Origin of the sequence: Epilithonimonas sp. (assembly GCF_032054305.1) — a bacterium.
In the GTDB taxonomy this organism is placed as follows: Bacteria; Bacteroidota; Bacteroidia; order Flavobacteriales; family Weeksellaceae; genus Epilithonimonas.
The window spans coordinates 168,125-183,407 of sequence record NZ_DAMBSX010000003.1 but is presented as its reverse complement, the minus strand read 5'-3'; the positions used below and the strand labels follow the sequence as shown (position 1 = coordinate 183,407).

Here is a 15,283-nt window from a genome sequence, read left to right as displayed (position 1 = left end):
AAAAATTCCTAGATCCGCCAAAATTGGACATAGAAGATTTAAAACTAACATCTTATGCCAAGAATCCTTCAGAAGCTGCCGAGGTACTTTACCGATCATATCATTATTATATCACGGAAGGAGAATTGCATCTGGATGTGATCAGTAGAGTCAAGATATATAAAAAAGGTGATGCGAAAAAATTCTTAGAAGAAGAAATATCAACGTATAACGGAAAAAATAACACCAGTGAAAAAATAACCTCTCTTAAAGTAAATACTTACAATTTGGAGAATGGGAAAATAGCTACAACATCTGTTGATAAAAACTCTAAATACCAGTCCAAAGAAACCAAAAATACGACGGTTACAAAATTTGCTTTCGAAAATGTAAAAGATGGTTCTGTTTTAGAGTACAAATATTCCGTGCTTTCACCATGGATCTATGTGATACCGAGAGTTATGATCGAAGATGAGGTTCCGATCCGCTATTGTGAATATATCTTTGATGCTCCAAGGTACTATGGCTATAATATCAATTATAAAGGAGATTTGAAACCTGTGAACCAAGATGTAAGTGAAAGGGTTTTGTATGGTGCGGATTGCAGAACTTATCGTTTTGCATATAAAGATCTGATACCTTATAGAAATGAAAAATATGTAAATAATATAGATAACTACAGAACATCAATAAGAGCTGAGCTCAATTCCACGGACTTTCCTATTACAGGAGGCGGAAGCATCTATGAAAGCGGACTCAAAGGAGGGTACAAATCTTATGGGGTTTCTTGGAATGATATAAGAAAGCAACTTTATGAAGATGAAAATTTTGGTGATGAGCTAAAAAGAACCAACCTCGTCAAAGAATTGCTTCCTCAAGAAATTAAGTCTATAAAGGACCCTGCAGAAAGAGCTGCTGCAATTCTGAAATTTGTACAAACAAGATATAGTTGGAACAGAGATTATGCGGCGTTTACAGATAAAGGGATCAAAAACCTGATCAATACAAAAGTCGGAAATTCTGCGGAGATCAATCTTCTGTTGATATTGCTGATGAGAAGTGCTGACATCAATGCGGAACCAGTGTTGCTTTCTACCATTGGAAGAGGGCTTCTAACTTCTTATTCTCCTAGTATAGCGATGTTAAATTATGTCCTGGCATTTACAGAGATCAATGGTAAACCGGCATTGTATGATGCAACGTCAAAAATGACATTGCCAAATATCATTCGTCCGGCCGCACTTAACTATTTTGGATATGTAATGACAGCAGCTGATGCCAAGCAGATCAATGTACTTTGTCCCGAGAAGAGCACAACCTACCTTACCGTAGATGCAAAGCTGAATCCGGATGGAACAGTTGCGGGGACCTTCTCAGACAGAGATACACAACTTTATGCCATGATGAATAATGAAAGTTATGATCAGGACAAGACAGATTACCAAAACACAGGGTATAAGGAAAGATACAAATTCCCTTTTACCAATATCAAGACAGAATTGTTGGACAATAATGATTTCCAGACCAGTTTTAATTTTGATTCTGATAGTTTTGTAGATGGGATTGGAGGAAAGATGGTTTTCAATCCATTATTATTCCTATATAATAAATCCCATGAATTTGATCAGGCTGAAGAAAGACGTTCGCCAATTGAACTGATAACGGGTTATGACAAGATCAAAAAAGTGACGGTCACTTTACCCGATGGTTATGTTTTTGAAAACGTCCCTAAGTCCAAAAAATTCAGAACAGAAGACAATGCAATTCAGTACGTTTATAAAGTAACACAAGAAGGAAATAAACTCACAGTAGAAACCACAACAACAGTTGAAGACCCGGTTTATCCGAAAGAATATTATCCCGCGTTCAAACAGATCTTTGATAATATAACAAAGATGGAAGGTCAGGTTGTAACAGCTGTTAAGAAATAGAAAACAAATCCCAGGAATTATTTCTCGGGATTTGTTTTATAATATTAATGAACTTTATTGAACATGAATCATGAAAGTCGCAGAGCGACGACCTGTTAATAGAAAAGCAAACAAAATAGCCCAAGCTCCGTAGGAGCGACCTGTAAAATTTCCCGAACCTTTCCTGCACCCTAGCAACAAACTTTCATTGCTTCCCGAAAGTATGTTGCACCCCTGCAGCAAGCTTTCCGGAACGTCGGAAAGGCAATAGCAGCGCAGTAAAGCATATGCGGGAAAACTAGATGTAGACCACATCTGTTTTAATAACCTTTTTCCCAAACTGCTCAAGTTTGTTTTTATAAAGTTCAACCTGTTTTTGGTCTCTCTCCTTTTCTTCTCCGGTTTTGAAATCAATAATAATCATGCCGTCTTTGGTTTCTATCAATCGGTCTGGACGATAAGTTTTTGATTGCTCATTTTCTGTTGAGAACATTTCTCTCTCGTTGATGATTTTAAGGTCATCTTCAAAATATCCCGAGTAATCCTTATGATTCAGAACATTTTCAATTCTTTCAAGGATCGATCGTTTTTCTTCGCTGGCAATGATTCCTTCCAGAAGATAGGAATTGAGAACTTTGGAAACATCTTTTTTAGTTTTGATCCTGGATAGGATCTCGTGCGTGAAAATCCCCATTCTTACGTGCTCTACACGATTCTGATAACTTTTGGATGTTGTCGCGATCTCTATATCCGATGGTTTTTCTGCCGGTTGTGAAATAGAATAGATGTTCTCCGATACATATTCCTTTTTCTCTTCTCGTTTCTGTTTTTTTAATGATTCCGCTGAGGTTTCAAATATATCGAAAGAATCAAGTTTTTCGCCGTTTTCTGTTGGCTGGAACTGGGTTACAAAATCAAATAATTCCAAATGATTGGCTGACTTGTTCGGTTTTTCCAGATAGAAAAAAAGCTGTTCCACAGGTCGAGTTGTTGCAACGTATTGGATGCAGAAACGGTCAATTTTATTTCGATAAGAATTGATTGAATTAAAGTTGGCCAATTCCTCATCATATCTTTCCAGTTCGGGAGAAAATTGATTTAGAATAACAGTTTTAAGTTCATCCTGGCTGTCAAGGTCAAACCATTCGGAGAATTTCTTGTCGCTATTTTCATTTCTCATCGGAATGAAAACGATCGGGAATTCCAGACCTTTTGCTTTGTGGATTGTCATGATCTGGATCGCATCTACATTTTCACTCGCCTGGATGCTGATCTTTGAAGCTTCATCTTCCCAGAACTTCAAGAATTCTTTTAATGTTGCACCTGCATTTTGAGTATAATTATGGAGCATTTCAAGGAAATTCAGAAGAAAATCAGTTTCTTTATTGTCGACAGAAAATTCGTGAACGTAATACTCGATGAAATTATAAAGATTCAGCTGAGGTATATCTTTCTGGACAAGCTTTAGATTATATTTTGAATCAATAAAGTCTTCAATTTCTGTTTTTGATTCAAGGCTCAGAATTTCTTTGATTTCTGAAGTGAAGTCTGTCATTTTAATTCTTCCGGAAACATTCAGAAAGTACATCATCTTTACCAGAAACTGACGGTTTTTCGGAACTAGATTCCATTTAAGGAATTCAATTAAAGCTTTTAGAGTAAATGCCAAATCAAGCGTCAAACCTTTCTCGGAAATTGTTTTGATGTAAGTTTCTTTTCCTTTGTAATTGACTTTCAGATTTCCTAATAACTGAGAATAATTGAAAATATCAGAATTTCCCCGACAAAGAATGGTGATATCAGAAAAATCAAAACCATTATCAAGACTTTCCTGGATGTCCTTCTGCATTTTTTCTACAGTTTCTTCATAAAAAACATCTTTGGTAGAATTCTCCAAAAGATGAATTTTCACTCGACCTTCCAATTTGGATTTTGCCCCTTGAACAGCATTTTCTCCGAATATTTTCTGATGCTCTTCATTCAGATCCTGCGACATATAATCATACAATCGATTATTAAAATCGACAATATTCTTCGCACTTCTCCAATTGAACTCAAGATTTTCCAGAGTAGCGAATTTCGGAGTGATCTCTTTTTGATTAATGATATCCAACATTAATTCACTTTCTCCGCCACGAAATCTGTAGATGCTTTGTTTAGGGTCGCCAACAATGGTAAAACTTGTATTGTCTGAGGTGATGCTGTTATCACGAAGTGGCAAAAAATTCTGCCATTGCATCGATGATGTATCCTGAAACTCGTCAAAAAAATAATGTTGAAATTGTGTTCCTACTTTTTCATAAATAAAAGCTGAAGGTTCATTCCTGAGATTTTCATTGATCAGAATATTGAATTTCGAAAGTAGAACCAAATCATTTTCTTCCTCGATCTCCAATAATTTTTTCTGAATATCTGCATTGACTTTCAAAGGAAGAATCGCTTGCAGAACTTTTTCTTTTTTCTGAGAATTAATATAAAGGTCGATGATTTCCCTTCGCCAGAAAATCAATTGAGGAAGGATTTCCAAAATTTCAGATTGTTTGTGTTTTCCTTTTGTGGAAGCACCTTTTAGGAAGGTTTCAATTTTAGAGTCTTCTGATGTTGTAGGGAAAGGAAATTTCTTGTCTTTAATTTTATGGAACTCCAGAATATTGACGAAAAATCCACCAATTCCACTTTTTCCACTTGCAAAGTCCTCGATTTCAATTCCTCGATTTTTGATTAATTCCAAAGCTTTTTTTGTGATTTCAAGCGATTTTATTTTGTAAGAATTAATGTTTTCTCGGAGTTCATTTTTTTTGTTCTCATAAGCTTGCCATTCAAAATCTTTGTTGTCCTGCAAAGGCTGATAATGGACGTCGCTCACAAATTTCTTCGCCGAATTATAAAGCGTTTGGTTCAGATTGATTCTTTCATTATTATCTAGATTATAATTGATATAATCCATAAAAGCATCGGAAACGGTCTCGTCTTCTCCGATTTCGTCCAGCATTTTGTCAACTGCTTCTATCAAATATGGTTCCGGCTGAATTTCTAAATTAAAGTTCTGAGCCAATCCCAATTCATAAGAAAAACTCTTTACCAATCGGGAATTGAACTTGTCAATCGTGCCAATGTTGAGTGTGGAGTAGTGATGTAAAATATAATCTAGGACTTTCTGCGAACGGTAATTCAAGTCTTCTAGAGTAACTCTGTAACCTTTTTCAGCAAGCGCTTCTTGAATATTTTTGAGGTCTTGATTTTCGGGATAATTCTCTTTTACAAATTCGCCAAGATAGAAAAGGATTCTTTCTTTCATTTCTTTGGCTGCCTTGTTGGTAAAAGTCAATGCCAGAATAGTTCTTATGGCATCTGACTGATTCGGAAATCTAAGGCAAATCATCAGCAAACTCTGAACCAGGCGATAGGTTTTCCCTGATCCGGCGGAAGCGTTGATGACTGTATATGAGTTTTGCATAGTAAACAAAGATAAAAGAAATATGATACAATAATCAAGACAAAAGAAACACAATGAAAATCAAGAATCTGAAAGTGTAAATTTTGACTTGGGTTTGTTCGTCCTTTCTATATCCTATGTTCGTCCTTCGTTCGATATTAAGATATCTGATGAAATTAAATCAAATGGTTTTTATTTGCTTTAAAATATTAATTGAATTATGGTTTTTTTAGTTTTCGATTTGGTGTGTTAGATTTCCACATCATAATCCAGGCGGAAAGATTTTCTATGATGAATATTCGGTCCGAATTTCTTCAAGGCTTTTTGGTGTGTTTTTGTGCAATAACCAAAATTTGTGTTCCAGCCGTAGTCAGGAAACTCTTCGTGAAGCTGAATCATTAGATTATCACGATAATTTTTTGCTAGGATTGAAGCAGCGGCAATAGAAAGATATTTGCTGTCACCCTTGATGATACAATGATGTGGTATGTAATTATAAGGATGGAACTTGTTGCCGTCAACCAAAATCAATTCAGGTCTTGTTTTCAATTGGTCGAGCGCACGATGCATAGCGTGTAAGCTAGCATTTAATATATTATGCTGGTCTATGAATTCGGGAGAAAGCTCTGCAATGGCAAAATCCACTGCATTTTCACGAATATATAGGTCGAGATTCTGTCTCGTTTTGAAATTTAACGTTTTAGAATCGTTAACTAAATTTTGCTTAAAATTTTTATCAACTATTACTGCCGCAGCCACGACAGGTCCGGCTAGGCAGCCTCTTCCGACTTCATCGCAGCCGGCTTCTAAAAGTGTTTCTGAAAAATTTTGTATCAACAGCATTCTATCTATTTTTTATTAATAACCATCCTTTAAAATTTACGAAGCCCTCTATTGTTATAATATACCAATAGTTATCGGTTTTTACTTTTTCAAAATTTACTTTGCCATCCAAATTAGTCTCATTTTTAATTAATTTTCCTTGTCTGTTATAAATTTTGACATTGATGGGTAGATTATAGTATGCTAAGCTTGTCAAATCCCAAAAATCATTTAGACCGTCATTATTTGGAGTGATAACATTTGGAATAAACGGAATGTTTATAGTTTTACTGGTGATGCATTTTACGCCTGTTTTCTCTCTTACAAAGATTGTAAATAATCCACCTCTTTCATATTTTAATTTGTTGTCGTCTTGCCAGTTCATTCCATCAATCGAATATTCATAAGGAGGATTTCCTTCAGTTACATTTATGATAACATAGTCTGAATTTATTTCAAAATTAAACATAGGACTTTCGACTTCTATAACATTTACACATTGAGTATAAGTACAATTATAATTAGAGGTTAGAGTGACACAATAACTTCCGGAATGCTGAATATTAACACTAGCTTCTGAAGGCCCGCTTTCTCCTGTGGACCAAGAATAGAATTTGAAGCCAGCGCCAGCGTTCAAACTTACACTTTCTCCTTTGCATAGGTAATATGGCCCTTCACCTAAAATATCCGAATAAGGGTTTTTATAAACTGTGAGAGTAATTTCAGAATAGACAGTACATTTTCCACTTACTTTAATGCTTGCAAAAATTTTATCACTGTAAGCAATAGTATTGTTATAATTATTTAAGTTGGCTATAATTTCGTGTTCCTCATTTTGTGCATCTTGTAATGAAATGTAAAATTTGATATTGGGATTAGCCTCTGATGTTAATTTTGATTTTAAACTATTTAGATTAAATGACCCTATTCCTTTTCCATTTGCATCGCAGCTTGTATCTTCATAATTAGGCTTATAATCTGGTTTATAAGAAATTGAAATAGTCTGGCTGTAACTTTTAGGAGAGAAACAGTCGTCTAATGAACCTAGGTATTTATAATTTATAGTGTAAATCCCAACTTGGCTATTATTGACATTAATTAAGCCAGACGAGGCATTTATATCAAGTCCAGCAGATGATGAAAATATACCTCCTATTTTAAAATTTGAAGGCAATGTAGGTGAAACTATACCTGCATCTTTGCATATTGCGAAAGGATATATGAAATCAACTACCGGGTCTAAATATGGTTTTATTTCTAAAGTAGTAGCAAATATGGCATTCCCGCAAATCGAATTTATATAAATAGTATAATTAATAATATAACTACCGGGAAGAGATTTTGTTAAATCTATAACCCCTGTTGAGGGGTGGATACTTAATCCCGAAGATGAAGAGAATATGCCGCCATGTAAAAACTGTGGGTTAAGATTAGGATTTAATTCATTGTATTTTATAATACATACCGGAGTAATATAATTAAAATTTAAATTGACATTGGGTGGAAGGGTATTTTCAATCATCACATCATCCGACGATGAGCAATAATTATTTTTAACAATCCACCTGAGTATAGCTTTATTAGACAGTAAAATAAATATTTGTTTAGGATTTACAGAATTACTTGGGGATACTGTTCCGCTAATAACTTCCCAATGTCCATCTTCACCCGTGTCAGGACTATTGGCATTCATTTCAAAAATATTTGAACATTTTTGTTGATCATTGCCAGCGTTTGCTATCGGTCTTGGTACGACATTTACAATCACTGATTTTGTTTTAGGACAAGGACCGATTGAAGTAACAGTATAAGTTGTAGTTTGGGTAGGAGATGCAGTAACTATATCTCCAGTTGTTGTATTTAGCCCCAGAGCAGGACTCCATATAAAAGGACCACATCCCTGAGTTATTTTCAAATCAACTGAATCTCCTGAACATATGGTTGGAGCATCAGGTGCAATAATTATTTCCTTTGTGTCTAATCCTGAAGCTGGTTGTATAACATAATCAAATGTACAGTCTCCTCCAGTTCCTGTAACTACAGCAGTATATGTTTCACACCTTTCTGTTATAAGACTTAACATATAATATGTATAATCTTTATCAAGATTATACGGAATGTTAAATGATGTTATCAGATTATTACTTGTCAGAGTATTGCAATCTCCCTTGTATATATTTAATTTAAAATACATCGGAATAGGACCATTGGGAGTTCTGTCAGGCTGACCATTTTTAAGCCATACCATAAAACGAGCGGAGAGTTCGCCAGCTTTAAATCTAAAATACGTGTTGCGGGGTTTTGTATATGGCGGTCCACTACTTGTATCATATGTACCACAATACGCATTCTTGAAATCGCAGAGGTCGGTAGCATTATTGCATTCGGTAGATAAGGCTGAGTAACAACTAGGAACTCCCGGAACAACAGGAGGAAGTGCTGGATTATTACCGAATGTGAGGCTCCAGCTTATCAATTGACCAACTTTATTGGAGTCGTTAAATATAAGTAGAGACCATGTACCATTCCCAGATCGATTATTATTAAGAATTCCTAAAGATGATTCTGGAATATAGGTTCCATTATATGGCGGGGAGCCTTGAAAAATATATTCATCGGCCTTATCATCGAAGCAAGTATTTGCATAGTCGGAGCCTTGTCCACCATTATTTTGAGTTAGGTAAGTTATCGACCCGAACGGAGATCTTAGTGCTACTTTAATATTTTCATCAGTTGGAAAAAGAATGTTTATACAGACTTTTTCTAAACCATAGGTAGTGTTCAACTCTCCAACTCCTGTTACGCCCATATCATATATCTGATAATCATTTTTAGGAATTTCGCCTCCAGCACCTGAAAATGTTTGAGCAAAAGGTAAACAATAAATCAAAAAAATTATTAAGTTGTATGTTCTTATAATCATTTTTCAAAATTAAAGAATATTGTGATAATTATCCGATATTTATTATTCCACAATTCTCATTTAGAATTTTTTATTTGAAATTATGCTTAAAATAATAAATAGATGTTAATTCTTAACAAAGTTTTAACAAATTGTATTGTATATATTAATAAAGTTTTGCATTTTTGTCTATTGAAAAATTTGATTTGATATGAAAAAATTAACAACAAGCGTGTTGGCAATAGTTCTTTCGTCGTCTTTTGCAGTAGTTTCTGCACAAGCGGTACAAGATACAGCGAATACGCAAAATATCGAAGGTGTTGTAGTGACAGCTTTAGGTATTAAAAGAGAAAAGAAAGCTCTTGGTTATTCAACTCAAGAAGTTAGCGCAGAAGATCTGGCTAAAAATCCAGTGACCAATTTTACCTCAGGTTTGGCAGGTAAGGTTTCTGGTTTACAGGTTAAAGGGGTTGGTAACTTTGCTGGATCTGTTGATGTCGTTTTGAGGGGGTATCGTTCTATGACGGGGAAAAACTCTCCTTTATATGTAGTTGATGGTGTTCCATTAATAGATGCTAATAATAATACATCGGCACAAACTTTAAATGGTAGACCTGGATTTGACTTTGGAAATACCATTTCAGACATTAATCCTAATGATATCGCTGATGTTAACGTTCTTAAAGGAGCTGCTGCAACTGCATTGTATGGTTCAAGAGCACAAAACGGAGCTATCATTATTACTACAAAGAAAGGTAAAAAATCTAAAGGAATAGGTTTAGAATTTAATTCCTCCATTGCGGTTTCTAATATTGATAAAACTACATTTGCTGAATATCAGAAACAATATGGTGGAGGATATGGATATTATTATGGAGCTTCAGAAAATCAACAAATGAATGATTATGGTGGCTCTCTCAATAATATTGTTCCTTTTTCTGAAGATGCTTCATACGGCGCAGCCTTTGATCCTAATCGTTTAGTGTGGCAATATGGCGCTTTTATACCTGGATCTGCAACATTAGGAAGAGCAACTCCTTGGCTAGCTGGAGCACATGATCCATCATCTTTTTTTGAAACAGGAACAATGTACAACAATGGTGTTTCTTTTTCAAATGGAAATGATGTAGCAACTTTTAGATTATCTTATCAAAACCAGAACGGTAATGATATTTTACCTAATTCTAGACTAAATAAAAATACATTTAATGGTAATGCGAGTTATAAAATAACAGATAAATTAACAGGTACGCTAGGAGCGACATATGTTAGCCAACAAGTTACTGGTAGAAATAATACGGGTTATAGTGGTAACTTAATTTCTGGTTTTAGACAATGGTGGCAAACCAATGTTGATGTTTATGACCAAAGAGATTTTTATAATCAGTCACAACAAAATTATTCTTGGAACATAACATCTCCTACAAATTTGAAGCCTTTGTATTGGAATAATCCTTATTTTCAGAGGTATGAAAACTACTCTTATGATACTAGAGATAGATTTGCTGGAAATTTTAGTCTAAGTTATGATGTAACACCTCATATTAATTTATTAGCCAGAGTTGGTACAGATGGCTATAACATGAGAATGGAGGAAAGAAAAGCTGTTGGTTCCGTTTCTGAACTAATGGGGTTTGGTGCTACTAGTATAGAGCAACCTTCCGGTTTTGCTGTTATGAATATTAAGCAAAAAGAAACTAATTATGATTTCTTAGCCACTTATAAAAATAAGTTTGGAGAATTGGATGTGACAGGGATTTTAGGTTCTAATATTAATATTCAAGATTTTTATTCTAATTCTCAATCTACTGAAGGGGGATTGGTAATTCCTGGCTTATATACGGTTTCAAATTCTGCAGCAGCACCTGCTATTCCAATTACTATTGATACGACAAAAAAAATTGTCGGTATATTTGGACAAGCTAGTTTAGGATATCAAGGGACATATTATCTTGAGGGAACCTTAAGAAGGGATGAGTCTTCTGCCCTACCAACAGAAAATAATGACTACTGGTACTATTCAGGATCTGCGAGTGTTGTTTTCTCTAATTGGGAATTCTTGAAAGGGGGTATTCTTAGTTTTGGTAAGTTACGAGGTTCTTATGCAGAAGTAGGATCTGATACAGGAGCCAACCAGTTGCAAAATCAATATTACGCACAAACTGCTTTTGGTGGCTCACCAGTATATTATTATAATACATCGGCTAAAAATCCTGATTTAAAACCACAAAGATCTAAACAAACTGAATTTGGTGTAAATGCTCAATTCTTTAAAAATAGAGTAGGGTTTGATGTCGCTTGGTTCCAAAATGATTCATTCGATCAAATTCTTGCATTACCTTTATCATTTGGAACTGGTTCTAGCTCACAAGTGAAAAACGTTGGAAATCTTAGAACAAAAGGTTTTGAAGTTTCATTAAATCTGACGCCAATTAAAACAGAAAATTTCAGATGGAATATTGATGCTAATTGGTCTAATCCTATTACTAAAGTTACTGAACTTGCTGATGGTGTAGAAAATATTACTTTAGGATCTTACCAAGGTGGTGTTACAATTAATGCTAGTTTAGATGATTTGTATGGAACTATCAAAGGAACTGATTTTATTTATACTAATGGTCAAAAAACTGTTGGAGCTAATGGTAGATATTTAGTTAGCTCAACTACAGATAATGTTATAGGTAATATGCAAGCTGATTGGTTTGGGGGGGTTACGAATACATTCACATATAAATCATTCTCATTGAGTTTTCAAATCGATGTTAAACAAGGAGGAAGTGTTTTTTCACTTGACCAATATTATGGTTTAGCAACTGGTTTATACCCTGAAACAGCAGGTCTTAATGATTTAGGAAATCCTATAAGAAATACATTAGCTAACGGAGGTGGAGTGATATTGCCTGGTGTTAAGGCCGATGGTTCTGTGAATACTACTAGAGTTTCAGGTAACAACTATGGTTTATATGGATATAGATATGCGCCAGCTAAAGAATTTGTCTATGATGCTTCTTTTGTAAAACTTAGACAGGCTTCTATTTCTTATTCCTTACCAAAAAGTTTATTGTCTAATACATTTTTTAGAGATTTAACATTAAGTGTTATAGGGAATAATCTTTGGATTATCCAAAAGCATGTTCCTTATGCAGATCCAGAAGCTGGTTTGAGTTCTGGTAACTCTCAAGGTTTCCAATCTGGAGTTATGCCTACAAGTAGAATTATTTCGTTTAACTTAAAGGCTAATTTTTAATTCTTAAAAAATAATTACAATGAAAAATTTATTTAAAAATACATTAAAGATTATTGGTATTGGAGCGGTTCTTATTAGCTGTAGTACTTCAGATCTTAACGAAGATCCAAATAGTGCATATACGACCGTCCCGTATTCACTACTTAATTATTCAACTAAAAATTTAGCAGATTACTATAACACACCAAGTGTCAACACTAATAATTTTAGGTTAGTAATGCAGTACTGGCAGGAAACTACCTATGCCGACGAAAGTAATTATGACTTTGTAACTCGTAATATTTCTAACACTGTTTGGACAAATAGTTATGTAAATGTATTGCAAAATTTAGTTGAAGCTAAAAAAATTATTAATGAATATCAACCTACACCTTCAGAGGTGAATTCTTGGCCAGCAACTAAGCGAAATCAACTGGCTTTGATTGATATTGTACAAGCTTTTACTTATCAAGATTTAGTTGATACATATGGAGATATTCCTTATACAACTTCTAATGATTTAGCTAATAATCCTTTACCTGCTTATTCAAAAGCTGAAGATATTTATATTGATTTGATTAAAAGGGTTAAGGCTGATGTTTCTGCTTTGAAACAAGGTGGTAATTTTGGAACGTTAGCTGCAGGTGATAATTTCTATAAAGGAGATATCAATAAATGGATTACTTTTGGAAACTCCTTATTGTTAAAAATGGGAATTACAATAGCCGATTCCAATCCTGCTTTGGCTCAAACTACTGTAACGGATGCAATAGCTGCAGGTGTTATGACATCATTTGCTGACGATTGCAAAATTCAATATGAATCAAGTGCACCTAACTATAGTCAACTTTATGCAAACCTAGTGGCAAATGGTAGAAATGATTTTGTTGCTGGGAGAACAATCATTGATTATATGAATGGTACAAATGATGTTAGAAGAACTAAATATTTTGCAGATAACGTAACACCCTATTCAGGAGGAGTAATAGGTACTCCTTCTCCATTCGAAACATATACACAAATAGGAGATTTTGCATATAGCCCAACAGAACCAGGTATAGTTATGAATTATACAGAAGTAGCATTTTATCTTGCCGAAGCTGCTGCTAGATGGGGGATTGGAAGCCCAGCAACATTGTATAATACTGCTGTAACTGCTTCTTTTGAGCAATGGGGATTAACAAGTTCAGATGCAACGGCTTATTTATCGATTAAACCATATGATGCTTCTAATTGGAAAAAATCAATTGGTGAGCAAGCTTGGGTTGCTCTATTTAATCAAGGTAATCAATCTTGGAATACTTGGAAAAGATTGGATTATCCGGTACTTATTGCACCAAGTACAGCAGTATCTCAAGCAGAGGGTAAAGTTCCAGTAAGGTTACAATATCCTATTAGAGAAGTGACTGCAAATCCATCAAACTATGCGGCGGGAAGTGCTTCAATAGGAGGTGATAAATTGACTACAAAAGTATTTTGGGATAAAAACTAAAAATAAGTTAAATATATCTCAATATTAAAAACCGCAGCAATGCGGTTTTTTTTAATCTAATATTAAAAATAAAAAACTCCAAAGTTAAAGCTTCGGAGTTTTTTATTTTTATAAAATTATTAATTCTACTTCCCAAACAATCCACCGCCCATTCCAGGGATATTCGGCATTTTGCTCATCATTTGCATCATTTGTTTACCTTGAGGACCTTGCATCATTTTCATCATTTTTCCCATTTGGTCAAATTGCTTCATTAAAGAATTAACATCTTCCAATTTTCTTCCTGCACCTTTTGCAATTCTTTGCTTTCTTGAGACGTTGATGATAGAAGGTCTTCTTCTTTCGTCAGGAGTCATAGAGTGGATGATTGCTTCGATGTGTTTGAAAGCATCATCATTGATGTCCACATCTTTGATAGCTTTTCCAACACCCGGAATCATTCCCATCAAATCCTTCATATTACCCATTTTCTTGATTTGGTTGATTTGCTTCAAGAAGTCATCGAAACCAAATTCATTCTTGGCAATTTTCTTATGAAGTTTCTTAGCTTCCTCTTCATCAAATTGTTCCTGAGCTCTTTCAACCAAGGAAACAACATCTCCCATTCCAAGGATTCTGTCCGCCATCCTTTCCGGATAGAAAAGGTCAAGCGCTTCCATTTTTTCTCCGGTAGAGATAAATTTGATTGGCTTTTCTACAACCGAACGGATTGTCAACGCAGCTCCACCACGGGTATCACCATCCAATTTGGTCAAAACAACACCGTCAAAATTCAAAGTGTCGTTGAAGGCTTTTGCAGTATTCACAGCATCTTGTCCCGTCATCGAATCTACAACGAAAAGTGTCTCAGTCGGTTTAATCGTTTGATAAACAGACTTGATTTCGTTCATCATTTGCTCATCAATCGCCAAACGACCAGCCGTATCCACGATGATTGTATCGAACCCATTCGATTTTGCATAATTGATCGCATTTTCAGCAATCGCAACAGGATTTTTATTTTCTACCTCCGTATAAACTTCAATATTGATTTGAGTTCCCAGAACTTTCAACTGGTCAATCGCTGCAGGTCTGTAAACGTCACAAGCTACCAAAAGTGGTTTTTTGCTTCTTTTTTGTTTCAGATAGTTGGCCAATTTTCCGGAGAAAGTTGTTTTACCAGATCCCTGAAGACCAGCAATCAAAATCACAGTTGGTTTTCCGGAAAGGTTGATTCCTTCCTGAGAACCACCCATTAAATCTACCAATTCGTCGTGAACAATTTTCGTCATCAATTGTCCCGGTGTCAGCGATGTCAAAACGTTTTCTCCAATCGCTTTGTCCTGAACCCTTTTAGTAAGGTCTTTGGCAACTTTATAATTTACATCGGCATCCACCAATGCTCTTCGGATTTCCTTTACCGTTTCTGCAACGTTGATCTCCGTGATTTTTCCACGTCCGGAAATATTATGAAGCGCTTTATCTAGCTTGTCTTGTAAACTGTTAAACATAACTTTAATAAGATATTTAAGGTTGC

7 protein-coding genes are annotated in these 15,283 nt (G+C 34.9%); 3 read left to right on the top strand and 4 right to left on the bottom strand.

From position 1 onward, the window contains the following. Positions 1 to 23 precede the first annotated feature (23 nt). Positions 24 to 1,910 carry a transglutaminase domain-containing protein gene (locus RTX21_RS07680; protein WP_312766611.1) on the top strand — a complete coding sequence of 629 codons (1,887 nt, stop codon included), beginning with the start codon at positions 24 to 26 and terminating at the stop codon, positions 1,908 to 1,910. A gap of 277 nt (positions 1,911 to 2,187) precedes the next feature. On the opposite strand, the gene RTX21_RS07675 is transcribed toward RTX21_RS07680, so the two are convergent. The 3 genes from RTX21_RS07675 to RTX21_RS07665 all read right to left on the bottom strand — a co-directional run bounded on the left by RTX21_RS07675 (position 2,188) and on the right by RTX21_RS07665 (position 9,070). Beyond that, positions 2,188 to 5,346 carry a UvrD-helicase domain-containing protein gene (locus RTX21_RS07675; RefSeq protein ID WP_312766609.1) on the bottom strand — a complete coding sequence of 1,053 codons (3,159 nt, stop codon included), beginning with the start codon at positions 5,344 to 5,346 and terminating at the stop codon, positions 2,188 to 2,190. A gap of 228 nt (positions 5,347 to 5,574) precedes the next feature. Further along, on the bottom strand, positions 5,575 to 6,168 hold the full coding sequence (locus RTX21_RS07670) for a ribonuclease HII (RefSeq protein ID WP_312766608.1): 594 nt from the start codon (positions 6,166 to 6,168) through the stop codon (positions 5,575 to 5,577). 1 nt (position 6,169) lies between these two features. Continuing rightward, on the bottom strand, positions 6,170 to 9,070 hold the full coding sequence (locus tag RTX21_RS07665) for a T9SS type B sorting domain-containing protein (protein WP_312766606.1): 2,901 nt from the start codon (positions 9,068 to 9,070) through the stop codon (positions 6,170 to 6,172). Positions 9,071 to 9,260: 190 nt separating this feature from the next. Between RTX21_RS07665 and RTX21_RS07660 the strand changes: the two genes are divergently transcribed. Together RTX21_RS07660 and RTX21_RS07655 are read left to right on the top strand one after the other, a co-directional pair. Beyond that, positions 9,261 to 12,296, top strand: coding sequence for a SusC/RagA family TonB-linked outer membrane protein (locus tag RTX21_RS07660; protein ID WP_312766604.1), 3,036 nt, complete (start codon positions 9,261 to 9,263; stop codon positions 12,294 to 12,296). Between the two features lie 19 nt (positions 12,297 to 12,315). Next, positions 12,316 to 13,767 carry a SusD/RagB family nutrient-binding outer membrane lipoprotein gene (locus tag RTX21_RS07655; RefSeq protein WP_312766601.1) on the top strand — a complete coding sequence of 484 codons (1,452 nt, stop codon included), beginning with the start codon at positions 12,316 to 12,318 and terminating at the stop codon, positions 13,765 to 13,767. A 125-nt stretch (positions 13,768 to 13,892) separates the two neighbouring features. Here the strand turns inward: RTX21_RS07655 and ffh are convergent, their stop codons facing one another. Continuing rightward, positions 13,893 to 15,257 carry a signal recognition particle protein gene (ffh, locus tag RTX21_RS07650; protein ID WP_312766599.1) on the bottom strand — a complete coding sequence of 455 codons (1,365 nt, stop codon included), beginning with the start codon at positions 15,255 to 15,257 and terminating at the stop codon, positions 13,893 to 13,895. Positions 15,258 to 15,283 lie beyond the last annotated feature (26 nt).